Here is a 25,755-nt window from a genome sequence, read left to right on the forward strand (position 1 = left end):
TCCTCAGGGCACCGAGTTGACCGGAGCCGGGGTGAGTTGCGCCGCCGCAGCTTCGTCGACGATCGGCAGCAGCACCGCACTCGCCTGCGCCCCGCCCCACGTCACGCGCTGCGTCGCCGCCTTGTAGTTGCCGGCACGCGCGTTGAAGATGTTGGGCACGAACGTCTGCGGATTGCGATCGTAGAGCGGGAACAGGCTCGACTGCACCTGAACCATGATGCGGTGGCCCGGCAGGAACACGTGATCGACGTTGGGCAGCACGAAACGATAGTTCTCGACCCTGCCCGGCGTCAGCTTGGCCGGCGTCGCGCGTCCGTGGACGTAGCGGCCGCGGTAGATTTCGATCCCGACCGGCAGCTGGTACCCGGTCATCGCGGGCTTCGATCCCTGACTCGCGGGTTCCGGCAGGGTGTCGGGATAGACGTCGATCACCTTGACCACCCAGTCGCTGTCGCTGCCGCTGGTGGCGGCGAACAGATTGACCAGCGGCGCGCCCATGATGTGGAGGGGCTTGTTGAGCGCGCCCGTCTGCCAGCTGACCACGTCGGGGCGCCCGGCGACGAAGCGCTGGTCGCGCACCAGCCACGTCTTCCACTGGTCGCCGTCGCCGATATCGATCGGGCGCGGCAGGAACGGCACCGGGCTGGCGGGATCGGAGACGTAGCTGGTGCTGCCCGCGCCTGACGGCTTCGCGAACGACGCGGTGCCGTTCGCGCCCAGGTACAGCGGCGTCGCCGAGCCCATCGGCCACTTGGGCGACACCTCCCACCGGTTCGCCCCTGTGGCGTAGGTCAGCACCGGTGGGATCGTCGCGGGCGTGCCGCGCAGGTAGTGGTCGAAGAACGGCTTCATGTAGCGCTGGCGGAACTGCAGCGCGGTGTCGCCGTCGAACGTCAGCGCGCCCAGTTCGTAGCCGTAGTGGTTGACGCCCGAGTGCCGCCACGGCCCGATCACCAGCGACACCATGTTGTTGGCCGTGTCCTTCGGCTCCAACGCTTCGTACACCGCGGGCGCGCCGTAGCTGTCCTCCTGGTCCCACTGCCCGACCACCAGCATCGTCGGCACGGTCAGCGGGCGAGCCGCCATCCACTTGTCGACCGCCTGGAGCGACCAGAAATCGGTATAGGCCGGGTTCTCCATCACCTTGCGCACGGTGGGGTAGTTCTCGATCCCCCATGCCCGCGCATAGTTGCCGATCGACCCCGCGTTCAGGTAGGTGGTATAATCGTCCCCTGCCCCGCGCGCGATCTTCGCGCCCGCGTCGCCGTGACCGGTGCTCATCTCCACCGCGTAATCGAGCGTGCCGACGCGGAACGCGCCGTTGTGGAAATCGTCGTCGCCGATCCAGGTGTCGACCATCGGGCTCTGCGGCATCGCCGCCTTGAGTGCTGGATGCGGGTTGATCTCCGCCATCAATGTCGTGAAACCGAGATAGCTGCTGCCGATTACGCCGACTTTGCCGTTCCCCTCCGGCACGTTCTTCACCAGCCAGTCGATTGTGTCGTAGGCGTCGGTCGACTCGTCGATCCCGGTCGCGTTGAGCGGCCCCGACAGCGGTCGCGTCATCACGAACTCGCCTTCCGAATGGTGCATGCCGCGAATGTCTTGATAGACGCGGACGTAGCCGTCGTCGACGAACTCCGCATCCATCACCGGCAGGATGTCGACCAGCCGCTGGCTCGCGGTCCGCGCGGTAGACCCCGCCGCGTCATAGGGCGTGCGCGACAGCAGGATCGGGCCGTTACGCGTGCCCTTCTTCATCAGGATTACGGTGTACAGCTTCGTGCCGTCGCGCATCGGCACCATGGCCACGCGTTTGATGTAATCCGCCTGCGCGCGCACCTGCTCGTAGGACGCGACCACGTCGGGGGTCATCGGCGTCACGCGGTCCTGCGCGTGGGCGAGCGGCCCGAGCGCGAAGGGGGCGGCGGAGAGCGCGAGTGCGGCGAGCGTGGGGCGAAGCGTCATGGCGCAGGCGTATCGCGCCGCAGCCGCGCCCGCAACGCGGGCGTTGAACGACTTGGCGACACAATTGTTTACACGCCCGAACTGATCCGGGAACCCAGACGCTGTCAGACCTCACCGCGCGCATCCGCGAGAACATCGTCCTGCTCGGCGCGCTCGCCGCCAATCTCGGCATCGCAGTGGCGAAGTTCGTCGCGGCCGGGATCACCGGCTCGTCCTCGATGCTGACTGAGGGCGTCCACTCGGTGGTCGACAGCGGAAACCAGATCCTGCTGCTCTACGGACAAAAACGCGCCAAGCGCCCCGCGGACGCGGCGCACCCGTTCGGCTACGGGCGCGAGCTGTATTTCTGGGCGTTCGTGGTTGCGATCCTGATCTTCGCGGTCGGCGCGGGCGTGTCGGTGTACGAGGGATACCTCCACATTATCGAGCCCGAGCCGCTGTCCGACCCGACGATCAACTACGTCGTGATTGCGGTGTCGTTCCTGCTCGAAGGGTCGTCGTGGTGGATCGCGCGGCGCGAGTTCAAGGCGTCGAAGGGCGACCTCGGCTGGTGGGAGGCGATCCATCAGTCGAAGGATCCGGCGGGCTTCATTGTCTTGTTCGAGGATTCGGCCGCGCTCGCCGGCTTGCTGATCGCGGGGGCCGGCGTGTGGGTCAGCCACGCGCTGGGCGACCCGCGGATTGACGGCTACGCCTCGATCGCGATCGGCGGCGTGCTCGGCATCGTCGCGGTGCTGCTCGCGCGCGAGGCGAAGGGACTGCTGATCGGCGAGCGCGCCGAGCCGCGCGTGGTCGCGCGCGTGCGCGAGGCGGTGTCGGCGCACCCGGCGATTACCGCGGTCAACCATGTCCGCACGATCCACACCGCGCCCGACAGCATCTTCGTTGCGATCAGCGCCGATTTCGACGACAATCTGACCATGGGCGAAGGCGAAACGATTATCGAGCAGATCGAGCAGGCGTTAAAGAAGGAGGAGCCGCGGCTCTCCTCCATCTACATCCGCCCGGAAAAGGCGAGCGACGCGGCGCCGGACCGGACGACCGGCCAGTGATGATGGTCCACCGGCTGTTCGGCACCCTCTCGGCGCTGCTGCTGCTCGTGTCCGCGCTGCCCGCGCAGGCGGCGGTGACGATTACCTTCTGGAATCGCGATTTCGGCAACTACTTTCCGCACGCCTTCTTCACGCTGCGCGGCACGCCCGATCGCGGCGGGCAGGCGGTCGACGCGAGCTACGGCTTCACCGCGCAGTCGGTCACGCCCGCGCTGCTGTTCGGCAACGTCAAGGGACGGGTCGAGACGCCCAAGCTCAGCTACATGAACGGTAGCCACGCGCGCTTCGCGGTGACGCTGACCGACCAGCAGTATGACGCGGTGCTCCGCCTGATCGCCGGGTGGAGCGAGAAGACCGGCGACAGCACCTACAATCTCGGCAAGCGCAACTGCGTCCACTTCGTGCAGGAGGCCGCGCGCGCGAGCGGGCTGACCGGGCTCGAACACCGCAAGCTGATGAAGAAGCCGACCAGCTTTCTGTCCGCCGTGGAGCAGGCCAACGCCGGGCACGTCACGGTGATCGACAAGGTGGGCAAGGATTACCTTGCCTCGCTGCCGCCGATCGACGGCGTGCGCCCGATCGACGCGCCCGTGTCCGACCCCGGCACGATGAAGGGCAAGCCGGACAGCACCGATTGATCCCCGCTCAGGCGGGCACGAGGTCGAGCAGGTCGAGCGTCGATTCGAACGCCGGATCGGGCAGCGCCACGCGCCACCGCGCGGGCCCGATCCGCTCGACCCAGCCCGCCATGTCGCGCGCCGCGTCGCGGCCGTAGCGTACGGCGCCGCGCTCGTCGCCCAGCGCCATCGTGCCCAGGAACACCGCGCGCGACTGGTCGTGCGGGTAAATAATGCCATTGCCGCGCTGCGATCCCGTCAATTTCTCTAGCGACACGATCCCACCCTGCACGCTGACGCGACAGCGGAAGAACGGGTAAGCGACGAAGCGCAGCCCGCCCGTCCCCTTCGCGCCGAGCTTGATCGTGCGGCAGCGATACGCGCCCGCGGGCGGTACGGGATCGGGGAGCGCCGTGTCGAAGGCGAAGAGCGCCGGATCGGCGGCTAGCATCGCCCCCGCCCCGCCCGATCGCGCCTCGGCGAGCGCGGAAGTCCACGCCGTGCGCCACTCGCGCAGACGCTTCCGGTCGGCCTCGGTCGCCAACCCGCGCCAACTGGGCATGGCCGTCGCGATCGGTGGCGCGACGGGCGCGTCGGCCACCGATCGGACGGCCTCCTTGCGTCCACCGCCGCAACCGCCCACCGCCGCCAGCGCCAAGCCTGCGCCGGCGGCGTGCCGCCACCTCACGCCGCGGTCCAGCCGCCGTCCGCCGACAGGTTCGCGCCGGTGATCGCCTTCGCCTCCTCGCGGCACAGGAACAGCGCGAAGGCGGCGACCTGCTCGGGCGTCACGAACTCCTTGGTCGGTTGCGCGGCGAGCAGCACGTCGTTCATCACCTGCTCGCGCGTCAGCCCGCGCGCCTTCATCGTGTCGGGGATCTGGCTCTCGACCAGCGGGGTCCAGACGTAGCCGGGCGAGATGCAGTTAACGGTGATGCCGTGGGTCGCATTCTCCAGCGCGACCGTCTTGGTCAGCCCGGCGACGCCGTGCTTGGCCGCGACATAGGCGGCCTTGTTGGGGCTGGCGACCAGGCTGTGCGCGCTGGCGGTGGTGATGATTCGGCCCCAACCGCGCTCGCGCATCAGCGGCACCGCGGCGCGCATCGCGTGAAACGCGCTCGACAGGTTGATCGCGATGATCGCGTCCCATTTCTCGACCGGGAAGTCGTGGACCGGTGCTACGTACTGGATGCCGGCATTGTTGACGAGGATGTCGGGCCCGCCGAACTCGTCGTGGGCCCGCGCGACCATCGCCGCGATCTCGTCGGGCCTGGTCATGTCGGCACCGTCGTGGAGCGCGCGCGCGCCGCTCGTCGCCTCGATCTCGGCGCGCGCCTGCTCGATCGCGTCCGCCTCGCCGAAGCCGTTGAGCATCACGCTCGCGCCCTCCGCCGCCAGCGCGCGCGCGATCGCCAGCCCGATGCCCGAGGTCGACCCCGTGACGATCGCGCTTCTGCCCTTCAGGAACATGCTCTCTCCTCTTCCTAACCTGCATCGGCCAGACACGTGCCCGTTGCAACCCGGAGCCGCTCCCCGGGTTTCATGTCGCAACGACAACAAGTTTCAGGGGCATCCATGCGGCTCGACGATTACGACAACGACATCGACGTCGGAGACGCGACCTCGCGCGGCGGCTTCGGTGGTGGCGGTGGCGGGCTGATCTTCGGGCTGCTGCCGCTGATCGGCAGCCGGTTCGGCTGCGGCGGTATCGTCGTCGTGCTGATCCTGCTTGCGGTGTTCGGCGGCGGACTGGGTGGTCTGGGCGGCATGCTCGGCGGCGGCGGCACGCCCTCGACACAGGTCGGGCAGCAGTCGGGCGGCGGCAGCGTGCAGCAGATCTGCGACGCCAGCCCGGAGCGGCGCGCGACCTGCAACGCGTTCAGCAACGCGGAGAACACCTGGGAGCAGATCTTCGCGGCATCGGGCCAGCGCTTCCGCGCGCCAGGCCTGCGCTTCTTCAGCGGTCAGGGGCAGTCGGGCTGCGGCGCGGCGCAGAGCGCGATGGGTCCGTTCTACTGCCCGACCGACGGCGACATCTACCTCGACACCAGCTTCTTCGACGAGCTGAGCAACCGCTTCAAGGCGCCGGGCGACTTCGCGCAATATTACGTCGTCGCGCACGAATTCGGTCACCACATCCAGAATTTGCTCGGCACGTCCGACCAGGTGCAGCAGGTCCAGCGCAGCAGCAGCGAGGCCGAGGGCAATGCCGCCTCAGTCCGGCTCGAGTTGCAGGCGGACTGCTACGCCGGTGTCTGGGCGGCGAAGAACCGCGATCGGCTGGAGCCCGGCGACGTCGAGGAAGGCATGCGCGCGGCGCAGGCGATCGGCGACGACACGCTCCAGCGCGAGGCGCAGGGTCGCGTGGTGCCCGACAGCTTCACGCACGGCACCTCGGCACAGCGCCAGTTCTGGCTGCGGCGCGGCATGGAGAGCGGCGACCCGGCGGCGTGCGACACCTTCTCGGGCGCGATCTGACATGACGACGGGCGAGACGCCGCGGCGTCTCGCCCAACCCTGATCGCTGTGAGCGATCGGCCCGGCGCGTTGTTTGCGCCGGACCAGACGTGATCAGATGCGGCGATCGCCGACGTAGGCGAACAGCAGGTCGGCGTCGTTCGACGCGTGCATCTTCTCTGCGCCGGTGACGGTGACGCACTCGCCCGCCTTCCACGCGACGCCGGCGACCACGCCCTCACCCTTGATCGGCACCAGCCAGCCGGTCTTGCCCTCCGGCAGGTCGATCTGCCGCTCGCCGCCGGTCCAGCGCTCCAGCACGAACTTCGGCCCTTCGACCAGGATCGTGCGTCCGGACTCGATCTTGCCGGGCGCGCTCGGCGGCGTCCACGGCGTCAGCTCGGCCACCGCGACCCCGTCGTCCAGGTGCAGTTCGCGCGGGCGGCCGTAATCGTACAGTCGGTAGGTGGTGTCGGAGTTCTGCTGCACCTCGATCAGCGTCAGCCCCGCGCCGATCGCGTGGATCACGCCCGAATGCGAGTAGAAGAAGTCGTCCTTCTTCACCTTCTTCCAGTCGAGCTTGTGCTCGATTGAACCGTCGAGCGCGCTCTCGCGAAGCTCGTCCGCGGTCATCGGCGCGAGCGGGCCGATCGCGATCGTCGAGTCGGGCTCGGCATCCAGGATCGTCCAGCACTCGTCCTTGCCGCGTGGCAGGCCGCGCTTCTGCGCTTCCTCATCGGACGGGTGGTCCTGCACCGACAATTTCTCGCTGGTGAACAGGTATTTGATCAGCAGCTCCGATTCTTCCGGGTGCGGCGACTGGAACCACACCTCGCCGATCGGCTCCGCGTCGGGCGCCGGGTCGGGGAAGCCGGGATAGAGCGTGTGCCGGCCCCACGGCTTCTCGACGCGCTTGGTGGCAAGCAGGGTGGCGGGCATGGCAACTCCTCGTATGGGCGGTGTCGGTGTCAACGCGCCCATATCACGCGCGTTGCGTCGCGCGAGCGCGAAGACGCGCCGTACGGGTGCTGTGCGAAAGCCGTTGTTCGCGCACGGCAGCATGCGCTAAGGCCACCGCCGATGCGTATCCTTCCCGTTCGTGGCCTCCCGGCTCGTGGTCTGCCAATCGCGCTGATCGCCGCGCTCGCGCTCCCCATCGCCGGCTGCGCGCGTAGCCGCGCCGGCACCGACCTGCCCTATGTCGCGCGCGACGTCGGCACCTTGTACACCTCGGCCAAGAACCGGCTCGACCAGGGCCGCTACAAGGAAGCCGCCGCGCTGTTCGACGAGGTCGAGCGCCAGCATCCCTATTCCGTCTGGGCACGTCGCGCGCAGTTGATGGGTGCGTTCTCCTATTATCTCGCGCGCGATTACACCGCCGCGATCCAGGGTGCGCAGCGCTTCCTGTCGGTCCACCCCGGCAACCGCGACGCGCCCTACGCTTACTACCTCGTCGCGCTCAGCTATTACGAGCAGATCAGCGACGTGACGCGCGACCAGAAGATCACGACCCAGGCGCAGGATGCGCTGGGCGAGCTGGTGCGCCGTTATCCCAACACGCGCTACGCCGCCGACGCGCGGTTGAAGCTCGACCTCGTGCGCGACCACCTCGCGGGCAAGGAGATGGAGGTCGGCCGCTTCTACGAGCGTCGCCGTCAGTGGCTGGCGGCCACGCTGCGCTTCCGCAAGGTCATCGACGAGTATCAGACGACGACGCACGCGCCCGAGGCGCTGATGCGGCTGACCGAGACGTACCTCGCGCTCGGCGTTCGCAACGAGGCGGAGAAGGCAGCGGCGGTGCTCGGCGCCAACTATCCCGGTTCGGACTGGTACGAGCGCGCGTTCAAGCTGATGCGCGACTATCCCGCGACCCCGATCGCGCCGCTGCCGCCCGGCGCGCAGGTGGTTCCGCCCGGTACGCGCACCACCGCGGTCGCGGGCGAGGCGACCGCCGCCCCGCCCAAGGCCGACGCGCCCAATGCGGTCACCCCGGCAACGACCGGCGGCGATCCGGCGGGCACGCTGCCGCCCGACACCACATCTCCCGCGAACACGCCCAATCCGACGTCGAGCACCCCGACGCCGTAAACCAGCCGGCGACGATGCCGGGCGGAACAAAAGGGGTAACGTGGCGCCCGATCTGCGCTAAAGGCATTGGCGACTTATGCTGACCGCCCTTTCCATCCGCGACGTGGTGTTGATCGAAGCGCTCGACCTGGAGTTCGGCGACGGGCTCGGCGTGCTGACCGGCGAGACGGGCGCGGGCAAGTCGATCCTGCTCGACTCGCTCGGCCTCGCACTCGGCCGGCGCGGCGACAGCGGTCTGGTACGCCACGGCGCGCAGCAGGCGAGCGTCACCGCGACCTTCGACGCGCCGGCCGGGGTCGATGCGGTGCTGGAGGAGAACGGCATCGACGCCGAGCCTGGCGAGCCGTTGATCGTGCGCCGCATCGTCAAGGCCGACGGCGGCAGCCGCGCGTTCGTCAACAACCAGCCCGCCTCCGCCGCTCTGCTGCGCGAAATCGGGCAGATGCTGGTCGAGATCCACGGCCAGCACGACGACCGCGGCATGCTCGCCCCCGCCGGTCACCGCGCGCTGCTCGACGCCTTCGCGCGCGCCGACGTGGCGAAGGTCACTGCCGCGCACGCCGCGTGGCGCACCGCCGCCGCCGCGCTCGACGACGCGCAGGCCGAGATCGCGACCGCGCAGCGCGACCGCGAGTGGCTGGAGCACGCGGTCGCCGAACTCGACAAGCTCGCGCCCGAGCCGGGCGAGGAGGAAACGCTGGCCGAGCGGCGCCGCGGCATGCAGCGCGCGGAGAAGATCGCCGACGACCTGAACGACGTCACGGGTCACGTCGACGGGCGCGACGGCGCGATGACGCAGCTGCGCCAAGCGGCGCGGGTGCTGGAACGCATTGCGGAAGATCATCCTGCACTTGCCGAGGCGCTGGCCGCGATCGACCGCGCGGTGATCGAGGGCGCGGTCGCCGAGGAGAAGCTGCGCGACGCCGCCGCCGCGCTGATGCACGATCCGCGGCAACTGGAGGAGGACGAGGCGCGGCTGTTCGAGCTGCGCGCGATGGCGCGCAAGCACCGCGTCCAGCCCGACGAGCTCGCCGCACTTGCCGATCGCCAGCGCGCGCAACTCGAACGCCTGAACGCGGGCGAGGAAGGTCTGGCGGGGCTGGAGGCGCGGGTCGAGAAGGCGCGCGCCGCCTACGTCGCCGCCGCCGACGCGCTGACGAAACAGCGCACCGCCGCGGCGAAGCGGCTCGACACCGCGGTCGCGGGCGAGCTCGCGCCCTTGAAGCTAGACGCCGCGCGGTTCCGCACGATTGTCGCCGCGCTCGGCGAGAGCGAGTGGTCGCCCGCCGGGCGCGACCGCGTCGAGTTCGAGATCTCGACCAATCCCGGCGCGCCGTTCGCGCCGCTGGCAAAGATCGCGAGCGGCGGCGAACTGTCGCGTTTTATCCTCGCATTGAAGGTCGCGCTCGCGCAACAGGGCAGTGCCGCGACGATGATCTTCGACGAGATCGACCGCGGCGTCGGCGGCGCGGTGGCGAGCGCCATCGGTGACCGGCTCGCGCGGCTGGCGACGCGCGCGCAATTGCTCGTCGTCACCCACTCGCCGCAGGTCGCGGCGCGTGGTGCTGCGCACCTGCTGATCGCCAAGAGAAACGACGGCAAGGTCACGCGCACCGGCGTCCGCCCGCTCTCCGCGTCCGAGCGCCGCGAGGAGATCGCGCGCATGCTGTCGGGCGCGACCGTCACCGACGAGGCGCGCGCGCAGGCGGAACGGTTGCTCGAACCCGCCTGAGCGACGCGCCGGCCGCGGGCTTACCGCTCGCTCAGATAGTAGCGATCGGTCGCGTTCAGGTCCGTGTCGAGTTCGTAGACGATCGGCTGACCGGTCGGGATCTCCAGCCCGGTGATCTCGTCGTCGGGAATGTCGCTCAGATGCTTGACCAGCGCGCGCAGCGAGTTGCCGTGCGCGGAGATCAGCACGCGCTGACCATTTTTGAGCGCGGGCGCGATCCGCTCGTTCCAGTAGGGCAGGACGCGCGCGATCGTGTCCTTCAGGCTCTCGGTCGCGGGCACGTCAATACCGGCGTAGCGGCGGTCGCCCGACAGGTCGTACTCGCTACCTGGCTCCATCGGGGGCGGCGGCACGTCGAAGCTGCGGCGCCAGACGTGAACCTGCTCGTCGCCGTGCTTCGCCGCGGTCTCCGCCTTGTCGAGCCCGGTCAGCCCGCCGTAGTGCCGCTCGTTCAACCGCCAGTGCTTCTCGACCGGCAGCCACAGCCGCCCCATCGCCTCCAGCGCGAGGTCGAGCGTCTTGATCGCGCGCGTCTGCAGGCTGGTGAACGTCTGGTCGAAGTCGAGCCCCTTGGCAGCCATCAACGCGCCCGCCGCGCGCGCCTCGGCAGCGCCCTTCTCGGTCACGTCGACGTCCCACCATCCGGTGAAGCGGTTCTCCAGGTTCCAGGCCGACTGGCCGTGGCGGATGAGGACGAGCGTTGGCATGGTGGGAACCTCTCTCAGTGGCCGCGGCGGCGGCGATCACCGCCTCGCTACGGGAAAGCGGGCGCGCCGGGCAAGCCGCGACGCTTACAGCGCCAGGCGGAAGAAACGATTGTGCGGACTGGGACGGAAATCGGCGAAGGCGTCGCACGGCACGAAGGCGGCGCGCGTGTAGAGCCGGACCGCCGCGTCGTAAGCGGGCGTGGTGCCGGTCTCCAGGTACAATACGCGCAGACCCTCCCCGCGCGCCTCGGCCATGATCGCGCAGAGAATCGCGTGGCCCGCGCCGCGCCCGCGCGCCTCGGGCGTGGTGCGCATCGACTTGACCTCGCCTGCCGCGTCGTCGAGCCGCTTCAACGCGCCCATCCCGGCGAGCGTCGCGCCGTCCCACGCGGTGAAGAACGTCACGTCTGGGGTCGACAGCGCCGCACCGTCGAGCGCGAAGGAGAAGCCGGCCGGCGTGCCCGCGCGCTGCTCGGCGACGTGCGCGGCGAGCAGCGGCGCCACCGCGGGGTTGGTCGGGGTGTCGCGTTGGACCTGCACTTGCGCGCTCCGCTGCCGGGGTGTTTGTACGTGTCTAGCGCGCCGCGGCGGGCGGACAAGCAGGGAGAGCGTAGATGACGGTCGAGCGCAGGACATTGATCCACGACGGTCCGGGCGGCCAGTTCGAGGGCGTGTTCGCCTGGGATAGCGCGGTGGCAGGCCCCCGGCCGGGCGTGCTCGTGATCCCCAACATCCTGGGCCAGAAGGAAGAGGACAACCTCAAGGCCGAGGCGCTCGCCGCGCTCGGCTACGCCGCCTTCGCCTGCGACGTCTACGGTCAGGGCAAGCGCACGCAGCGCGGCCCCGACGCGTCGCGCTACATGGACGAGATGAACGCCGACCGCGCGCTGCTGCGCGACCGGCTCGACGCGAGCCTGTCGGCGCTGAAGGCGCAAGCGGAAGTCGACGCCGACAAGACCGCCGCGATCGGCTTCTGCTTCGGCGGCAAGTGCGTGCTCGACATGGCGCGCAGCGGGTTGGACGTGCTCGGCGGCGTCAGCTTCCACGGCGTCTACGATCGCCCCGATTACGACAATGTGTCACCGATCGCGGCCAAGCTGCTGATCTGCCACGGCTGGGACGATCCGCTCGGCAAGCCGGAGACGGTGGTGGCTTTGGGGCAGGAGCTGACCGAGAGCGGCGCCGATTGGCAGATCCACGCCTACGGCAACGCCGGGCATGCCTTCACCGATCGCAGCATGAAGGGCTCCACGACGCCCGGTGTCGCCTACGAGGAGCGCGCCGATCGGCGCAGCTGGCGGGCGATGACCGATTTCCTGCGTGAAGTGTTCGCGTGAGGTCAGTCGCCGCGCGACGGTGACGCCAGGCGCTAGGATATGGTCGCCAGTATGTCCTCGAACTCGGCTCGAATGTCGGCCGGCGCGCTGCGTAGCAGAACCTGCAACCGCTCGCGGATGGCATCCGCCTGCCGCTTGTCGGACATGCTGGCCATCGTCCAGCCGCTGAAGATGCGGCGCGTGTCGAGTTCGTCGTAGAGCGTCTTGACGTCGCCGTGACGCGGATCGGCAGCGATCCGCGCGAACACGTGGTCGATCGCCTCTGGCGTGCCTTCCAGCACCTGGAGGAAGCGACGGCCATCCGATAGCAGGATGCCGGAGATGCCGTTCAGCCCGTTGTTGGCGCGCGACTGCCGCAGGATGTCGATCTGCGTGTCGTCGTCGGCGGGGGCGGTCGCAATGCTGGAATAAACGATGCGGCGGAAACGCGCATCCTGCTGGTCGGTCATCACCGTGCCCTAGCTAATGCATGTTACCAAGTCGAGGCGCTCAGCCGACGGCGACCGCGCGGTGGTGGCGGATCACCTCGTCGATGATGAAGCGCAGGAACTTCTCCGAGAATTCGGGGTCGAGCTCCGCCTCGGCGGCGAGCCGGCGCAACCGCGCGATCTGCTGCTCCTCGCGCCCCGGATCGGCGGCGGGCAGTCCGCTGGTCGCCTTGTAGCGGCCGACCGCCTGCGTGATCTTGAACCGCTCGGCGAGCAGGCACACGAGCGCCGCATCGATGTTGTCGATGCTCTTGCGATACCCTCTCAGCACGTCGTCGCTCATGCGGTCCTCCGTGCGCATGCTCTCGCGCAAGCGCGCCCGCGCTGCAAGGACGATCGCGACCGCGCGATGCACCCTGCGCGTCATCGCGGCTTGCCTTGCCCCGTTCTCCGCTCGTACACGCGCGGCGAGATGAGTGCATCGATCCACCGGCTCTCGGGCCGCACCCCTTCGCTCGATCCGATGATCGATCTGGTCGCCGCCGACATGAACGCCGTCAACGCGGTCATCCTCGATCACATGCAATCGCAGATTCCGCTGATCCCCGAACTCGCCGGCCACCTGATCGCGGGCGGGGGCAAGCGGATGCGGCCGATGCTGACGCTCGCGAGCGCGAAGCTGATCGGTTACACCGGGTCGCGCCACCACCGGCTCGCCGCGGCGGTGGAGTTCATCCACACCGCGACCTTGCTCCACGACGACGTGGTCGACGGCTCCGACCTGCGCCGCGGGAAGCGCACCGCCAACATCATCTGGGGCAATCCGGCGAGCGTGCTGGTCGGCGACTTCCTGTTCAGCCGCAGCTTCGAGTTGATGGTGGAGGCCGACAGCCTGAAATCGCTCAAGATCCTGAGCCAGGCGTCGGCGGTGATCGCCGAGGGCGAGGTCAACCAGCTGACCGCAGTGCGGCGCGTCGACCTGGGCGAGGATCGCTATCTCGACATCATCGGCGCGAAGACCGCGGCATTGTTCGCCGCCGCGTGCCGCGTCGCCGCGGTCGTCGCCGACCGGCCCGAGGGCGAGGAGGAAGCGCTCGACGCCTATGGCCGCTATCTCGGCATCGCGTTCCAGCTGGTTGACGACGCGATCGACTATACCTCGGACGCGGGCACGATGGGGAAGGACGCGGGCGACGACTTCCGCGAGGGCAAGGTGACGCTGCCCGTCATCCTCGCCTACGCGCGTGGCTCGGCGGCGCATCGTACCTTCTGGAAGGACGCGATCGAGGGGCGGCGGTCGAGCGACGCCGATTTCGCGCACGCGATCGAACTGGTGCGCTCGACTCGCGCGGTCGACGACACGCTGGCGCGCGCGCGCCATTACGGGCAGCGCGCGATCGACGCGCTGGGGCCGTTCGCCAACGGCAAGGCGAAGGACGCGATGGTCGAGGCGGTCGAGTTCGCGGTCGCGCGCGCCTACTGACCCACCCTACACGCGACGCTCATCCGCCAGTTCACAGGGCCGCGCGCCGGTTTCGACCTGGATCGTCGCGTGCCCGATCGCGAAGCGGTGATGGAGCATTTCCTGTACCTCGTGCAGGAACGCGTCGCCGGGATGGCCGGCCGGCACGCACAGGTGCGCGGTCAGGCCCGGCTCGGTCGTCGACATCGGCCAGATGTGCAGATCGTGCACCTCGGTCACGCCGGGTAGCTCGGCGAGCGCCGCGCTGACGCCGTCATAGTCGATCCCGCGCGGCACCGCGGCCAGCGACATCTCCACCGTCTCGCGCAGCAATCCCCACGTCTGCCAGAAGATCACGCCTGCGATGACGAGGCTGACGACCGGGTCGATCCACCCCGCGCCGGTCAGCCAGATGACGACGCCCGCGACCACCACGCCCGCCGAAACCATTGCGTCGGCCAGCATGTGCAGGAATGCGCCGCGAATGTTGACGTCGCCGTGACGCCCGCGCGCGAACAGCCACGCGGTCACCGCGTTGATCGCGATCCCCACCGCCGCCACCACCGCCACCGACAGCCCGGGCACGATCGGCGGCGCGGCGAAGCGCTGCACCGCCTCGGTCGCGATCGCGCCGAGCGCGACGAGCAGCAGGAGCGCGTTGGCGAGCGCGGCGAGGATCGTCGATCCCTTCAACCCGTAGGTGAAACGCTTCGACGGCGCCGCCCGCGCCAGCGCCGCGCCACCCCAGGCGATCGCGAGGCCGAGCACGTCCGACAGATTGTGTCCCGCGTCTGCCAGCAGCGCGACTGAGCCGGAGAGAAATCCTGCGCCCGCCTCTGCGATCAGATAGGCGAGGTTAAGCGCGATCCCGAGCGCGAAGGCACGGTCCCAGCGCTCGGGCGGTGCCGCATGGACGTGACCACGCGAGTGGCCATGGTGCGAATGGCCGTGACCGTGATGATGCGAGTGCGCCATGTCGCGCCGTTAGCGTAGCGCCGCCGCGTTATACTAGAACAAGCGGCGGTCTGTGGCGTGAGGCGATCAGCCTTCGATCGTGGACGCCGCAGGCAAACGCAGCCTGACGAGCAATCCGCCCAGATCCTCGCTCTCCTCCAGCGTCACGGTGCCGTCGTATATCTCGGCCACGTCGCGCACGATCGCGAGCCCGAGGCCCGTACCGGGCTTGCCCGAATCGAGCCGCACGCCGCGATCGAAGATGCGGACGCGGTCCGCCTCCGGAATGCCGATCCCGTCGTCCTCGACCTGGATCTCGACGAAGCCCGAGTGCGCGCCAACGGTCACGAAGACGCTGCCGCCGCCGTATTTGGCGGCATTCTCGACCAGATTGCCCATGATCTCATCCAGGTCCTGCCGCTCGATATGCGCGACGAGGTCCTTGGGTCCGTCCATGTCGACGCGGACGTGCGGGTAGAGCCGGCGCACCGCGCGCTCGACCGACTCGACGCTCGGCCACACTTCGGCGCGGCTGTGCGCCGAGCCGCGCCGCCCGACTGCGCGCGCGCGCGCGAGATGGTGATCGACCTGCCGCCGCATCGTGCGCGCCTCGCGGATCACCGTCTCCGACAGGTCGTCCGAGTCGGCGGTGGCGGCGTTCATGATGACGGTCAGCGGTGTCTTGAGCGCGTGCGCCAGGTTGCCGGCGTGGCGCCGCGCTTCCTCGGCCTGCCGCTCGTTGTGCTCGACCAAGGCGTTCAGCTCGTCCACCATCGGCAGCACTTCGACCGGCATATCGCCCTCGACCCGGTTGGCCTTGCCCGCGCGCATGCGCGCGATCGCCAGCCGCACCCGTCGCAGCGGGAGCAGCCCGTAGAAGGTCTGGAGCGCCGCCAGTGCCACCAACCCGACGCCCAGCAGCAGGAAACTGCGGATCAGCGTTCGGCGCAGGATGGTGATCTGCGCGTCAAGCGCCTCGCGGCTGGAGGCCACCTGGAAGCGCCAGCGGACGGGCGATCCGGGCAGCTTCACGTCCTGCTCCACGACGCGCAGCTTCTCGTCCTTGAACTGCCGGCTGTCGTAGCTGTGGACCGCGCGGTCGTTGTGCGCGGGGCCGTAGGCAAGCTGGCGATCCCACAACGAGCGCGACGGCCAGGTTTCGTGCCCGGGCGCGGACACCTGCCAGTAGAGCCCGGAATAAGGCTCGAGGAAGCGCTGATCGGCGGGTTCGCGATTGAACGTCACCTCGCCCGCGGTGTCGATCTCGGCCGACACGAGCAGCGACCGCAGCACGTAGCCGAGCTGGTCGTCGGCGTTGCGCGTGACGGCGGCGACCAGCACGCGGTCGAGCGCGAACCCACCGCCCGCGAGCAGGATCGAGATCCACGCCGCCGCGATCAGGATCATGCGCTGCGACAGCGACCCGCGCGTGCGCAACGCAGGCTTCACGCCGCCACCTCCAGGAGCCTCACGCGCCGCGACTCGATCGATGCTGCCGAAATTGACTCACATCGCTGCGGCGACAGCCTCACCTGCGTACTGTTGCTGACACACCGTGAACGGCGCAGGTCGAGCCGACGCATGCGGCTGCCGAGCAATAGTGACGCCGTACGCACGCGTCAGGCGTCCGGGTCCTCCAGGCTGTACCCCAGCCCGCGGATCGTGGTGATGACGTCCTGCCCCAGCTTCTTGCGGATGCGCGTCACGAACACCTCGATCGTGTTCGAGTCGCGGTCGAAATCCTGATCGTATATATGCTCGATCAGCTCGGTGCGGCTGACCACCTTGCCCTTGTGATGGAGCAGGTAGCTGAGCAGCTTATACTCCTGCGCGGTCAGCTTCACCGGCTCGCCCGCGCGCGTCACCTTGCCCGAACGAGTGTCGAGCCGAACGTCGCCCGCGGTCAGCTCGGACGAGGCGTTGCCGGACGCGCGGCGGATCAGCGCGCGCAGCCGCGCGATCAGCTCCTCGGTCTGGAACGGCTTGGCGACGTAATCGTCCGCGCCCGCATCCAGGCCGGCAACCTTGTCCGACCAGCTGTCGCGCGCGGTCAGCACCAGCACCGGCGTGACCTTGCCCTCCTTGCGCCAACGGTCGAGCACGGTCAGCCCGTCGATCTCGGGCAGGCCGAGATCGAGCACGATCGCGTCGTAATTTTCCGTCGAGCCGAGGAAATGACCTTCCTCCCCGTCGGTCGCCAGGTCGATCGCGTAGCCCGCGCCCTCTAGGGTCGACTTCAACTGCTGGCCGAGGTTCGGCTCGTCCTCGACGATCAGAACACGCATCATTGTCTCCCTGCGGCACGTGGACGCCCTCGCTTATCGGCGAGCGCCCGGCCAAATCAATTGTTGCTTGTATCTTTCTAGCGGCCCGTGCGCCCGAGCACCTGCCCCGAACGCCCGTCGACGTCGACCCAGATCACCTCGCCGTTGCGCAGGAACTTGAGCGTGTAGACGGCGGATTCGGTGTCGAGATTGAACCCGATATATTGGGCGTCCTTCATGGTCGGGATAACGCGCCGCTCAATCTCCTTGATCGGCAGCAGCTTGCCCGCGCGCGTCGCGCGCCACGCGAAGGCGCGTTCGCTCTCCTGCTCGGCGGGGGCTGCGACGGCGGGAACGGCTGCGAACAGCAGGATGGGGACGAGCATTCTCACGCGAGCTTACATAGCCACAACGGATTGAACACCTTGTGAATAACGCCGTAAGCCGTCGGTAACTTGCCCGCCGCCGGTCGGTTCCCTAGGTGCGCGGGCATGGCAGCACCCGTTCTAGCATATGAAGACCTCGGCGTCGTACAGGGTGCGGGGTGGTTGTTCCGCTATCTCGACGTGTACATCGGCGAGCGCGACCGGCTGGCGCTGATCGGGCGCAACGGGGCGGGCAAGTCGACCCTGCTGAAACTGATCGCGGGCGCGATCGACAGCGATGAGGGCCGCCGCACGATCAAGCCGGGCACCAACGTCGTCATGCTGGAGCAGGAGCCGAACCTGGCGGGATTCGAGACGCTGGCCGATTACGTCCTGTCGGGCGACCGCGCGCCCGAAGCCTATGAGGCGGATGCGATCGCGGGGCAGCTCGGCATCGACCTGACCCGCGCCTGCGCGTCCGCGTCGGGCGGCGAGCGGCGGCGCGCCGCGATCGTGCGCGCGCTGGCGCTCGACCCCGACGTGCTGCTGCTCGACGAGCCGACCAACCACCTCGATCTCGGCGCGATCGAGTGGCTGGAGGAGTGGCTCAACCGCTTCACCGGCGCGTTCGTCGTCATCAGCCACGACCGCACCTTCCTGACGCGACTGACGCGCCAGACGCTGTGGCTGGAGCGCGGCGCGCTGCGGCGCAACGAGGTCGGCTTCGGCGGGTTCGACGCCTGGACGGAAGCCGTCTACGCCGAGGAGGAGCGCGCGGCGCAGAAGCTCGACGCCAAGCTGAAGCTGGAGGAGCATTGGCTCCAGCGCGGCGTCACCGGCCGCCGCCGCCGCAACCAGGGGCGGCTGACCAAGCTGAAGGAGATGCGTGCCGAGCGCGCCGCGATGATCGGGCCGCAGGGCGCCGCCGCGCTGTCGGTCGGCAGCGACGACGTCAAGACCAAGGTGGTGATCGACGCCGAGCACGTGTCCAAGTCGTTCGGCGAGCGCGCGATCATCCGCGACCTAACCTTGCGCGTCACGCGCGGCGACCGGATCGGCATTGTCGGCAGCAATGGAGCGGGCAAGTCGACGCTGCTCAAGCTGCTGACCGGCGAGCTCCAGCCCGATGCCGGCACGGTCAAGCTCGCCCGAACGCTCGACGGTATCGTCATCGACCAGCAGCGCAGCCTGATGGCGCCGGAGAAGAAGGTGCGCGACGTGCTGGCCGACGGCGGCGAGTGGATCGACGTGCTCGGCACGCGCAAGCACATCCACGGCTACCTGAAGGAGTTCCTGTTCGATCCCAACATGGTCGACGCGCGCGTCGGGACGCTGTCGGGTGGTGAGCGCTCGCGCCTGCTGCTCGCGCGCGAGTTCGCGCGGCCCTCTAACCTCCTGGTGATGGACGAGCCGACCAACGACCTCGACCTCGAGACGCTCGACCTGTTGCAGGAGGTGATCGCGGATTACGACGGCACCGTGCTGATCGTCAGCCACGACCGCGACTTTCTCGACCGCACGGTGACGGTGACGCTCGGGCTCGACGGCACCGGTCACGTCGACGTGGTCGCGGGCGGGTACGAGGATTGGGTGGCCAAGCGCCGCCCGCGCGCCGAGGCGAAGCGCGCCGCGGCGAAGTCGACGGCCGAACCCCCTGCCCCGCCGCCGACGCGCGTCAAGCTGAGCTACAAGGACCAGCGCGATTACGAGCTGCTGCCGCGCCGGATCGAGGAGATCGACACGCAGATCGCGGGCAAGGAGGATCTGCTCGCGGACACCGGCCTGTACGCGCGCGATCCCGCGCAGTTCGACCGGCTAATGCGCGAGATCGGCAGCCTGCGCGAAGAGAAGGACGTGGCCGAGCTGCGCTGGCTCGACCTCGCCGAGCAGGTGGAAGCGCTGGGGTAGGCTCCGGCGCCTAGAGCGCCCTGCCCGCGCGTCCGGCGAGGTCGACGACGTACTGCCAAGCGACGCGGCCGGAGCGGGCACCGCGCCGCGTCGCCCATAGCACCGCGTCCGCAGGCTCGAACGGCAGCGCGTACGCCTCGGCGTAGCCGCGCACGATCTGGAGGTAATGCTCCTGATCGACGACGTGGAACCCCAGGCTCAGCCCGAAGCGGTCGGCGAGCGCGAGCTGGTCGTCGGCGACGTCGCGTGCGTTCACCGCGCGTTCCTGCGCGCCCATGTCGCGCGGCAGCAGGTGGCGCTGGTTGGAGGTGACCACCAGCCGCGCGTTCGCCGGCCGCGCCTCCGCCCCGCCTTCCAGCAGCGAGCGCAGCGTGCGCGCGTCGGCGGCGGCGTCGAAGCCGAGATCGTCGAGGAACAGCACGAACGCGCGGCGCACGCCCGCGATCGCGTCGAACAAGCGCGGCAGCGTGTCGAGCCGGTCCGCCGAGACCTCGACCAGCGCGAGCGCGCCGCCGGCCGCCTGCACCGCGCCCACGCTCGCCTTGACCAGCGCCGACTTGCCCGTCCCGCGCGCGCCCCACAGCAGCACGTCCTGCGCGGCGTGGCCGGCGGCGAGCCGTTCGAGGTTGCCGAGCAGCGCATCCTTCTGCGCGTCGACGCCGCGCAGCATGTCGAGTGGCAGCGGGCGAAAGTCGCGCGCCGCGACCAGCACGCCGCCCCGCCACACGTAGGCGGGATGCGCCAGCGGGTCGGCCGGGGCGGGCGGCGGCGGGCTCAACCGCTCCAGCGCGGCGGCGATCCGGGTCAGGGCGTCGTCCATGCGCCCCGCTATACGCGCGGCGACCGCGCGCTCAATCGTTTCGCGTTGGCGCGTGGAGGTATCGGAGCGTCACTTGGTAAGCATGGCGAGCAGCTGGGTCGCCGCCGCGCGCTCGCCGAACCGCACGTCCCTGAGCGCGATGCCGATCGCCGCGCGCGCCGCCGCCACCTGTCCGGCGTCGGCCAGCGCCTGCGCGTTATGCCAGCGGATGCCCGCATTCTCGGGCGCCAGCCGCACCGCCTTAGACAGCAATTGCAGCGCCGCGAGCGTGTCGCCGCTCGCGAACAGCGCCGCGCCGTAGGCGTCGCTCGCCGCCGAGCTCATCGGCGACAGGCGGTAGGCCGCGCGCGCGAACGGCAGCGCCGCGCGCGGATCGCCCGCCTGCGTATAGGCATAGCCGAGCTGCGCGAGCACCAGCGTGTCGCGGTCGCCGATCTCGCCGCGCAGCTGCTCCAGCGTCCTGACCGCGCCGGTGAAATCGCCCGACACGAGTTGCACATTGGCGAGCAGCCGACGCGCGATCACCGACTGCGGGTTCTGCGCGAGGTAGAGCGCGAGCGCCTCGGCCGCCTGCTGGCGCTTGTTCGTCTGGACCCACGCCTCGACCAACCTGAGCAACACCGGCGCGTCGAAGCGGAGGTCGGCCGCGCGCGCATAAGCGGGCGCGGCGGCGGCGAAGCGCCCCGCCGCCGCCTGCACGTCGCCCAGCAGCAGCTGTGCCGACGGCGCGCCCGGCGACGCGCGCGCCAGCCGCTCGCTCGCGCCGATCGCCTCGACGAAACGGCCCTGCTCCACCAGCCCGCGGATGAAGGCGACCGCCGCCGCGGGATCGTCCGGCGCGTCGTTGACCGCGTTGGCGAGCACGCCCGTGTCGTCGTCCTGCCCGAACGGCGCGGCGCGGGGCGCGGCGGGCTTCGCCGCACGGTCGAGGAAGCGCGCGGCCCAATCGCGCAGGCCACGCGCCTCGAACGCGCGCGCGACCAGCGTCAGCGTGTAGCTGTCGGCGTCGTCGCGCAGCGCGGCGGGACGCAGCACGTCGAGCGCGCCCTTCGCGTCGCCCGAGCGCAGCAGCGCCGCGCCGAGCAGGCGCCGCGCCGCCAGGTTCATCGGCTGCGCACCGAGCAGTGCGCGCCATTTCACTGCCGCCTGCTCGAATCGGCCGTTCGCGTAATCGACGCCGCCCGACAGCAGCAATCCGCCCGGCAGTCCGTCCAGCCCGCCGCTCGACCGGTCGAGCAGCGCCCCCGCCAGCGCCATGTCGCCCGCGCGGACCGCGACGACCGCCATCAGGTACAATGCCTGCGGATCGCCGGGGCGCGCCGCCAGCGCGCGCCGCGCAGCGGCCACGCTGTCGACGCTGCGCCCGGCGTCGCCCAGCGTCCCGGCGTATTCGATCAGCGCGCGATGATAGTAAGCGTCGCGCGACAAGGCCGCCTCGAACCACGGCAGCGACGCGACGAGCCCGTACTGGCTGCGGACCAGCTCGCCGCGCAGCACCAGCGCCGCCAGGTTGTTTGGGTCGAGCGCCAGCGCGCGCTGCGCCGCCAGCGTGGCCCCGCCGACGTCGCCGATGTCGAGCCGGACGCGGCCGAGATCGCCCCACGCGCCCGCGTCTCTCGGGTCGCGCGCGAGCAGTTGTTCAAGCAGCGCGGCGCCCGCCGCACGGTCACCCTGCGCCGCCAGCGCGCGCGCCTTGGCACGCTGCGCGAAGGGCACGAAGCGGCCGCTTGCGCGGTCAGCCTCCGCGATCGCGCCATCCTCGTCGCCCTGTAGCAACAGCGCGGCGGAGCGCAGGTGGTGGAGCTCGGACGCTGGCACACCCGCGCTGCGCGCGCGGTCGATCGCGCCCTGCGCTGCGACACCGTTCTCGAGCAGCAGATAGGTCTCGGCGAGCGCGCGCTGCGCCGCGGCGTTGGCCGGCTCCGCCCTGACCGCGGCGATAAACTCGTTGCGCGCGGCCGAGTAATTGGCGCGGGCGAGTGCCTCTGCGCCCCGCCGCATCGACATCGTGGCATCGGGCACGTCGGCGCGGCGCGCGAGCGTCAGCAGCGCCAGCACCAGTGCCGCGAACAGAAACACGACCAGCGCCGCACGCGCACCGCGGCGCCGCAGCAACGCCGCGGTGCCCGGCCAGCTCGCACGCCGCCGCCTGCGCCGGCCGCGGAGCAATGGATAGGTCGCACCCATGTCAGCCATGCAGGTCGTAGCTCTTGAGCAGGTCGTATAGGGTCGGCCGGCTGATCCCGAGCAACCGCGCGGTGCCCGATATGTTGCCGTCCGCCTGCGCCAGCGCGCGCGTGATCGCGCGGCGATCGGCCCGCTCGCGCGCGGCGCGCAGGTTGATCGGCAGCGCGTCGTCGCTGGTGGCGAGATCGAGGTCGGCGGCGGTGACGTACTTGCCCTCCGCCATGATGACCGCGCGCTTGACCCGATTCTCGAGCTCGCGGACGTTGCCGGGCCAGCTCCACGCGTCGATCGCCGCGGTCGCGTCGGGGCTGAGCCCGTGGACGGCCGGGTTGAGCATTTTCTTGTGCTGCTGGACGAAGTGGCGCGCGAGCAGAGCCGCGTCGCCGCTGCGCTCCGCGAGCGCGGGGATGCGCACGACGATCTCCGCCAGCCGGTAGTAGAGGTCCTCGCGGAAGCGACCGTCGGCGACCATCGCGTCGACGTCCTGGTGCGTCGCACAGACGATCCGCACGTCGACCGGGATCGCGCGCCGCCCGCCGAGCCGCTCGATCACGCGTTCCTGCAGGAAGCGCAGCAGCTTGACCTGCAACGCGAGCGGCACGTCGCCGATCTCGTCGAGGAACAATGTGCCGCCGCCCGCCGACTCGATCTTGCCCGCGGTGGTCTTGATCGCGCCGGTGAACGCACCCTTCTCGTGCCCGAACAACTCGCTTTCCAGCAGTGTCTCGGGGATCGCGGCACAGTTGATGGCGACGAACGGCTGGTCGCGGCGTGGGCTGGCGTCGTGCAGCCCGCGCGCGAGCAGTTCCTTGCCGGTGCCGCTCGCGCCCAGCAGCATGACCGACACGTCGGCGGGCGCGACGCGCTCGATTGTGCGGGTGACGCGCAGCATCTCGGGCGCGGCGGTGATGAGGCCGCCCAATCCTGCCGCCCCCCCGCGCGCGGCGAGCCGGCGGTTCTCCGCCTCCAGCGCGTGGACGTGGAACGCGCGCGACACGATCAGGCCGAGCGCGTCGATGTCGATCGGCTTGCTGTAGAAATCCCACGCGCCGCCCGCAATCGCGGTCAGTGCCGCCTCGCGCGCGCCGTTGCCCGACGCGACGATCACCTTGGTATCGGGCTTGAGCGCCAGGATCTCGGACAATGCGCGCAGGCCCTCGGACGCGCCGTCGGGATCGGGCGGCAGGCCGAGGTCGAGTGTCACGACCTGCGGCTCGGAGGCGCGCACCGCGTCGAGCGCGCTCGCGCGGTCGCCGGCGACGACCACCTCGTAACCCTCGTACGCCCAGCGCAACTGGCGTTGCAGCCCGGCGTCGTCCTCGACGATCAGCAGCGTGCGCTTGGCGCCATCGGACGCGTCGCTCACGCGACCTGCTCCAGCGCGGGGGCGATCGGCAGCGCGACGCGGCAGCAGGTGCCCTCGCCCTCTCGGCTCGTCACGGTCATGCTGCCACCCATCTGCTCCGCTATCTGCCGCGCTTCGAACGCGCCGAGCCCGAACCCGCCCGGCTTCGCGGACGCGAACGGGCGGAACAGCTGATCGCGCAGGAAATCCGCCGCCATGCCGCAGCCGCGATCGCGTACCTCGACGATCGCCCGGTCATCGACGGCGACGACGTGAAGGTGGACGGGCGCGTCGGCGGCGCTCGCCTCGACGGCATTCTGCACCAGGTGTCCGATCATCGTCTCCACCGCCGCCGCGTCGGCGAGTGCGACCGCGCCGGCGCCGCTCACCTCGACCGAATGCTGCGCGCGTCGCCCGTCGGCGATCCGCCGCGCCAGCTGCAACAGGTCGATCGGGCCGGGTGCCAGGTGCGCGGGTGCGGTGTGCTGCCCCAGCCGCGCGAGCAGCGCGGTCATGCGCTGCGACGTGTCCTGCAGCGTCGCGACCATGTCGGCGCGGAACGCCGGATTGTCGGCGTGGCGCTCCGCATTGCGTGCGACCAGCGCGGTCTGGCTGACGAGGTTCTTCAGATCGTGCATGATGAAGGCGAAGCGGCGATTGAATTCGTCGAACCGCTGCGCGTCGGCGAGCGCGGCCTGCGCGCGCTCCTCTGCCAGGTAGCTCGCCGCCTGCCGGCCCGCGGCGCCGAGCAGGTCGAAATCCTCCCAGTCGAGCGCGCGCGTCGCCGGGGGCCGCGCCAGCACGATCGCGCCGATCAGCGCGTCGGCGCGCAGCAGCGGCACGATCGCCCACGCCTCCGCGCGCGCGCGCAGCCACTCGGGTAAGGCGGCGATCTCCTCCGGCGGCGCCTCGCCGATGCGGCACGAATCGAGGTCGATGATGCGACCGGTGCGACGCAGGTACGCCTCTAGCGCCAACGGTGCGGCAGCGGCCGGCGCCTCGTCCCAGCGCCACGCCGGCCCCGCGACCATCCCGTCGCGCGTCGCGTAGAGCAGCAGCCCGGCGGGCGATGCGGTCAGGTCGGCGACCGCCTGGACGATGCGCAGCGGCAGCGGGGCCGCGTCCTCGCCCGACACGCCCAGCGTGTCGGTGAAGCGCATCCACTCCGCGCGGTAATCGTAGCGGTGGCTGAACAGGTGCTTGGCGACCATCACCTTTGACCAGGCGCGCAGCCACGGCGTCGTCACGATCGTCAGCACCGCGGCGCCGGTGCCGAACACGAATACGGCCTGCACGACGCGCGCGTGCTCGCCGCCGACCCGCCCCAGCAGACCGGTCGCGGCGGTCGCGGCAACGACGTACAGCGCGCCCGCGCCCAGCAGCATCGCCTGCGCCGCGGCGCCGCGCGACACGCGCAGCGATCGGTCGGCGCGCCGACTGATCGCGATCAGCGCCATCACCGCCACCAGAACCGTCGCGCACCCGCGCAGGATCGTTAGGTCCTCCGTCCACGCGCCCGTCGCATGCGCCAGCGCGAGCACGAGCAGGTCGACCGCCCACATCACGCCCATCGTGGCGATCAGCATCTGCTGCGCACCGCCGATCCGGTCGCGTGTCTCGGCGGCATGTCGGTGCAGCAACACCAGCGCGGCGATTGTCGACAACAGCCGCAACACCCGCCACGTCGCCTCGGCGGCGCTGGGGTTCGCGCCCGATGCGAACGCCGGCTGCGCCACCGCGACCGCGCCCGCCAGCACGAGGCACAGCGCCGTCGCGAGATAGGCGCCGCTGCGATAGCCGACTCGACGTGCCCGCGGGGCCGTCATGGTGAAAAGCACGGCGACCCAGGCGAGATTGCGCGCCACCTGCGTCACGCGCACCGGCACCTCGGCTTCGCCGATCCCTGCGACGCCGAGCGCCCACAATGCGCTGAGCCCCAGCGCCAGCAGCAGCGACCAGCGCGGCACAAAGCCGACCGGCCGCCGCACCTCCATCAGCGCCGCGCCGCAGAACAGGAGCGCCGCGAGCCCGTGCAGCCAAATGACGAACGCCGCGCCCGTCACC

Annotated in this window: 24 protein-coding genes; 8 read left to right on the top strand and 16 right to left on the bottom strand. The window is 70.2% G+C overall.

The annotated features are described in order from the left end of the window. Positions 1 to 3: 3 nt before the first annotated feature. Positions 4 to 1,968 carry a CocE/NonD family hydrolase gene (locus tag ACFDS6_RS09175; protein ID WP_375271854.1) on the bottom strand — a complete coding sequence of 655 codons (1,965 nt, stop codon included), beginning with the start codon at positions 1,966 to 1,968 and terminating at the stop codon, positions 4 to 6. A gap of 101 nt (positions 1,969 to 2,069) precedes the next feature. Here ACFDS6_RS09175 and ACFDS6_RS09180 point away from each other — a divergent pair, with 101 nt between their 5' ends. Together ACFDS6_RS09180 and ACFDS6_RS09185 are read left to right on the top strand one after the other, a co-directional pair. After that, positions 2,070 to 3,020, top strand: coding sequence for a cation diffusion facilitator family transporter (locus ACFDS6_RS09180; protein ID WP_375271885.1), 951 nt, complete (start codon positions 2,070 to 2,072; stop codon positions 3,018 to 3,020). Beyond that, positions 3,020 to 3,658 (top strand): hypothetical protein, encoded by a 639-nt coding sequence (locus ACFDS6_RS09185; RefSeq protein WP_375271886.1) that lies wholly within the window; start codon positions 3,020 to 3,022, stop codon positions 3,656 to 3,658. The genes ACFDS6_RS09180 and ACFDS6_RS09185 overlap by 1 nt, the downstream gene beginning before the upstream one ends. Positions 3,659 to 3,665: 7 nt before the next feature. On the opposite strand, the gene ACFDS6_RS09190 is transcribed toward ACFDS6_RS09185, so the two are convergent. Both ACFDS6_RS09190 and ACFDS6_RS09195 read right to left on the bottom strand, forming a co-directional pair. Further along, positions 3,666 to 4,238 (bottom strand): DUF4893 domain-containing protein, encoded by a 573-nt coding sequence (locus ACFDS6_RS09190; RefSeq protein WP_375271855.1) that lies wholly within the window; start codon positions 4,236 to 4,238, stop codon positions 3,666 to 3,668. Between the two features lie 83 nt (positions 4,239 to 4,321). Beyond that, complete coding sequence (locus ACFDS6_RS09195; protein WP_375271856.1) at positions 4,322 to 5,107, bottom strand: 3-hydroxybutyrate dehydrogenase; 786 nt, start codon at positions 5,105 to 5,107, stop codon at positions 4,322 to 4,324. Between the two features lie 105 nt (positions 5,108 to 5,212). Here ACFDS6_RS09195 and ACFDS6_RS09200 point away from each other — a divergent pair, with 105 nt between their 5' ends. Continuing rightward, a complete protein-coding gene (locus ACFDS6_RS09200; protein WP_375271857.1) occupies positions 5,213 to 6,115 on the top strand; it encodes a neutral zinc metallopeptidase in 903 nt (300 codons plus the stop codon). A gap of 93 nt (positions 6,116 to 6,208) precedes the next feature. Here the strand turns inward: ACFDS6_RS09200 and ACFDS6_RS09205 are convergent, their stop codons facing one another. Then, complete coding sequence (locus ACFDS6_RS09205) at positions 6,209 to 7,033, bottom strand: class I mannose-6-phosphate isomerase (RefSeq protein ID WP_375271858.1); 825 nt, start codon at positions 7,031 to 7,033, stop codon at positions 6,209 to 6,211. Positions 7,034 to 7,174: 141 nt separating this feature from the next. Here ACFDS6_RS09205 and bamD point away from each other — a divergent pair, with 141 nt between their 5' ends. Continuing rightward, positions 7,175 to 8,182 (top strand): outer membrane protein assembly factor BamD, encoded by a 1,008-nt coding sequence (bamD, locus tag ACFDS6_RS09210; RefSeq protein WP_375271859.1) that lies wholly within the window; start codon positions 7,175 to 7,177, stop codon positions 8,180 to 8,182. A gap of 76 nt (positions 8,183 to 8,258) precedes the next feature. Further along, complete coding sequence (gene recN / locus ACFDS6_RS09215; RefSeq protein WP_375271860.1) at positions 8,259 to 9,914, top strand: DNA repair protein RecN; 1,656 nt, start codon at positions 8,259 to 8,261, stop codon at positions 9,912 to 9,914. 20 nt (positions 9,915 to 9,934) lie between these two features. Here recN and gpmA read toward each other — a convergent pair whose 3' ends face one another. Both gpmA and ACFDS6_RS09225 read right to left on the bottom strand, forming a co-directional pair. Further along, positions 9,935 to 10,621, bottom strand: coding sequence for a 2,3-diphosphoglycerate-dependent phosphoglycerate mutase (gene gpmA, locus ACFDS6_RS09220; protein ID WP_375271861.1), 687 nt, complete (start codon positions 10,619 to 10,621; stop codon positions 9,935 to 9,937). Positions 10,622 to 10,705: 84 nt separating this feature from the next. Beyond that, positions 10,706 to 11,161 carry a GNAT family N-acetyltransferase gene (locus ACFDS6_RS09225; protein WP_375271862.1) on the bottom strand — a complete coding sequence of 152 codons (456 nt, stop codon included), beginning with the start codon at positions 11,159 to 11,161 and terminating at the stop codon, positions 10,706 to 10,708. Positions 11,162 to 11,235: 74 nt separating this feature from the next. On the opposite strand from ACFDS6_RS09225, the gene ACFDS6_RS09230 reads away from it, so the two are divergent. Then, positions 11,236 to 11,958: a dienelactone hydrolase family protein gene (locus tag ACFDS6_RS09230; protein ID WP_375271863.1), complete on the top strand. Its 723-nt coding sequence runs from the start codon at positions 11,236 to 11,238 to the stop codon at positions 11,956 to 11,958. 32 nt (positions 11,959 to 11,990) lie between these two features. Here the strand turns inward: ACFDS6_RS09230 and ACFDS6_RS09235 are convergent, their stop codons facing one another. Together ACFDS6_RS09235 and ACFDS6_RS09240 are read right to left on the bottom strand one after the other, a co-directional pair. Next, complete coding sequence (locus tag ACFDS6_RS09235; RefSeq protein ID WP_375271864.1) at positions 11,991 to 12,407, bottom strand: BLUF domain-containing protein; 417 nt, start codon at positions 12,405 to 12,407, stop codon at positions 11,991 to 11,993. Between the two features lie 40 nt (positions 12,408 to 12,447). Continuing rightward, positions 12,448 to 12,729 carry a chorismate mutase gene (locus ACFDS6_RS09240; RefSeq protein ID WP_375271865.1) on the bottom strand — a complete coding sequence of 94 codons (282 nt, stop codon included), beginning with the start codon at positions 12,727 to 12,729 and terminating at the stop codon, positions 12,448 to 12,450. Between the two features lie 129 nt (positions 12,730 to 12,858). On the opposite strand from ACFDS6_RS09240, the gene ACFDS6_RS09245 reads away from it, so the two are divergent. Then, complete coding sequence (locus tag ACFDS6_RS09245; protein ID WP_375271866.1) at positions 12,859 to 13,869, top strand: polyprenyl synthetase family protein; 1,011 nt, start codon at positions 12,859 to 12,861, stop codon at positions 13,867 to 13,869. Between the two features lie 6 nt (positions 13,870 to 13,875). Here ACFDS6_RS09245 and ACFDS6_RS09250 read toward each other — a convergent pair whose 3' ends face one another. The 4 genes from ACFDS6_RS09250 to ACFDS6_RS09265 all read right to left on the bottom strand — a co-directional run bounded on the left by ACFDS6_RS09250 (position 13,876) and on the right by ACFDS6_RS09265 (position 17,452). Further along, positions 13,876 to 14,823, bottom strand: coding sequence for a cation diffusion facilitator family transporter (locus ACFDS6_RS09250; RefSeq protein ID WP_375271867.1), 948 nt, complete (start codon positions 14,821 to 14,823; stop codon positions 13,876 to 13,878). A 66-nt stretch (positions 14,824 to 14,889) separates the two neighbouring features. Beyond that, the gene (locus ACFDS6_RS09255; RefSeq protein WP_375271887.1) at positions 14,890 to 16,209 is read right to left on the bottom strand and encodes a sensor histidine kinase; all 1,320 of its coding nucleotides are present in this window, start codon (positions 16,207 to 16,209) and stop codon (positions 14,890 to 14,892) included. A 212-nt stretch (positions 16,210 to 16,421) separates the two neighbouring features. Beyond that, positions 16,422 to 17,087 carry a response regulator transcription factor gene (locus ACFDS6_RS09260; protein ID WP_066709293.1) on the bottom strand — a complete coding sequence of 222 codons (666 nt, stop codon included), beginning with the start codon at positions 17,085 to 17,087 and terminating at the stop codon, positions 16,422 to 16,424. 77 nt (positions 17,088 to 17,164) lie between these two features. Further along, the gene (locus ACFDS6_RS09265; RefSeq protein WP_375271868.1) at positions 17,165 to 17,452 is read right to left on the bottom strand and encodes a hypothetical protein; all 288 of its coding nucleotides are present in this window, start codon (positions 17,450 to 17,452) and stop codon (positions 17,165 to 17,167) included. A 105-nt stretch (positions 17,453 to 17,557) separates the two neighbouring features. Here ACFDS6_RS09265 and ACFDS6_RS09270 point away from each other — a divergent pair, with 105 nt between their 5' ends. After that, positions 17,558 to 19,339, top strand: coding sequence for an ABC-F family ATP-binding cassette domain-containing protein (locus ACFDS6_RS09270; RefSeq protein ID WP_375271869.1), 1,782 nt, complete (start codon positions 17,558 to 17,560; stop codon positions 19,337 to 19,339). 10 nt (positions 19,340 to 19,349) lie between these two features. Here the strand turns inward: ACFDS6_RS09270 and ACFDS6_RS09275 are convergent, their stop codons facing one another. From ACFDS6_RS09275 to prsK, 4 genes are all read right to left on the bottom strand, one after another. Next, on the bottom strand, positions 19,350 to 20,159 hold the full coding sequence (locus ACFDS6_RS09275) for an ATP-binding protein (RefSeq protein ID WP_375271870.1): 810 nt from the start codon (positions 20,157 to 20,159) through the stop codon (positions 19,350 to 19,352). Positions 20,160 to 20,228: 69 nt separating this feature from the next. Beyond that, on the bottom strand, positions 20,229 to 22,355 hold the full coding sequence (locus ACFDS6_RS09280; RefSeq protein ID WP_375271871.1) for a tetratricopeptide repeat protein: 2,127 nt from the start codon (positions 22,353 to 22,355) through the stop codon (positions 20,229 to 20,231). Next, a complete protein-coding gene (gene prsR, locus ACFDS6_RS09285) occupies positions 22,348 to 23,712 on the bottom strand; it encodes a PEP-CTERM-box response regulator transcription factor (protein ID WP_375271872.1) in 1,365 nt (454 codons plus the stop codon). The genes ACFDS6_RS09280 and prsR overlap by 8 nt, the downstream gene beginning before the upstream one ends. After that, entirely contained in the window at positions 23,709 to 25,754 is a 2,046-nt protein-coding gene (gene prsK / locus ACFDS6_RS09290) for an XrtA/PEP-CTERM system histidine kinase PrsK (protein WP_375271873.1), read from the bottom strand. The genes prsR and prsK overlap by 4 nt, the downstream gene beginning before the upstream one ends. Position 25,755: the final 1 nt, after the last annotated feature.

It is taken from the genome of Sphingomonas sp., assembly GCF_042095875.1.
GTDB lineage: Bacteria > Pseudomonadota > Alphaproteobacteria > Sphingomonadales > Sphingomonadaceae > Sphingomonas.

What these genes read in the sequence shown, in the direction of transcription:
- ACFDS6_RS09235 (WP_375271864.1), bottom strand. Translation starts at nt 12,407, where the DNA reads ATGACCGACCAGCAGGATGCGCGTTTCCGCCGCATCGTTTATTCCAGC.
- ACFDS6_RS09245 (WP_375271866.1), top strand. Translation starts at nt 12,859, where the DNA reads ATGAGTGCATCGATCCACCGGCTCTCGGGCCGCACCCCTTCGCTCGAT.
- ACFDS6_RS09240 (WP_375271865.1), bottom strand. Translation starts at nt 12,729, where the DNA reads ATGAGCGACGACGTGCTGAGAGGGTATCGCAAGAGCATCGACAACATC.
- ACFDS6_RS09250 (WP_375271867.1), bottom strand. Translation starts at nt 14,823, where the DNA reads ATGGCGCACTCGCATCATCACGGTCACGGCCATTCGCACCATGGCCAC.
- ACFDS6_RS09280 (WP_375271871.1), bottom strand. Translation starts at nt 22,355, where the DNA reads ATGGCTGACATGGGTGCGACCTATCCATTGCTCCGCGGCCGGCGCAGG.
- recN (WP_375271860.1), top strand. Translation starts at nt 8,259, where the DNA reads ATGCTGACCGCCCTTTCCATCCGCGACGTGGTGTTGATCGAAGCGCTC.
- ACFDS6_RS09265 (WP_375271868.1), bottom strand. Translation starts at nt 17,452, where the DNA reads ATGCTCGTCCCCATCCTGCTGTTCGCAGCCGTTCCCGCCGTCGCAGCC.
- gpmA (WP_375271861.1), bottom strand. Translation starts at nt 10,621, where the DNA reads ATGCCAACGCTCGTCCTCATCCGCCACGGCCAGTCGGCCTGGAACCTG.
- bamD (WP_375271859.1), top strand. Translation starts at nt 7,175, where the DNA reads ATGCGTATCCTTCCCGTTCGTGGCCTCCCGGCTCGTGGTCTGCCAATC.
- ACFDS6_RS09200 (WP_375271857.1), top strand. Translation starts at nt 5,213, where the DNA reads ATGCGGCTCGACGATTACGACAACGACATCGACGTCGGAGACGCGACC.
- ACFDS6_RS09230 (WP_375271863.1), top strand. Translation starts at nt 11,236, where the DNA reads ATGACGGTCGAGCGCAGGACATTGATCCACGACGGTCCGGGCGGCCAG.
- ACFDS6_RS09270 (WP_375271869.1), top strand. Translation starts at nt 17,558, where the DNA reads ATGGCAGCACCCGTTCTAGCATATGAAGACCTCGGCGTCGTACAGGGT.
- ACFDS6_RS09205 (WP_375271858.1), bottom strand. Translation starts at nt 7,033, where the DNA reads ATGCCCGCCACCCTGCTTGCCACCAAGCGCGTCGAGAAGCCGTGGGGC.
- ACFDS6_RS09275 (WP_375271870.1), bottom strand. Translation starts at nt 20,159, where the DNA reads ATGGACGACGCCCTGACCCGGATCGCCGCCGCGCTGGAGCGGTTGAGC.
- ACFDS6_RS09185 (WP_375271886.1), top strand. Translation starts at nt 3,020, where the DNA reads ATGATGGTCCACCGGCTGTTCGGCACCCTCTCGGCGCTGCTGCTGCTC.
- ACFDS6_RS09255 (WP_375271887.1), bottom strand. Translation starts at nt 16,209, where the DNA reads ATGATCCTGATCGCGGCGGCGTGGATCTCGATCCTGCTCGCGGGCGGT.
- ACFDS6_RS09195 (WP_375271856.1), bottom strand. Translation starts at nt 5,107, where the DNA reads ATGTTCCTGAAGGGCAGAAGCGCGATCGTCACGGGGTCGACCTCGGGC.
- ACFDS6_RS09260 (WP_066709293.1), bottom strand. Translation starts at nt 17,087, where the DNA reads ATGCGTGTTCTGATCGTCGAGGACGAGCCGAACCTCGGCCAGCAGTTG.
- ACFDS6_RS09175 (WP_375271854.1), bottom strand. Translation starts at nt 1,968, where the DNA reads ATGACGCTTCGCCCCACGCTCGCCGCACTCGCGCTCTCCGCCGCCCCC.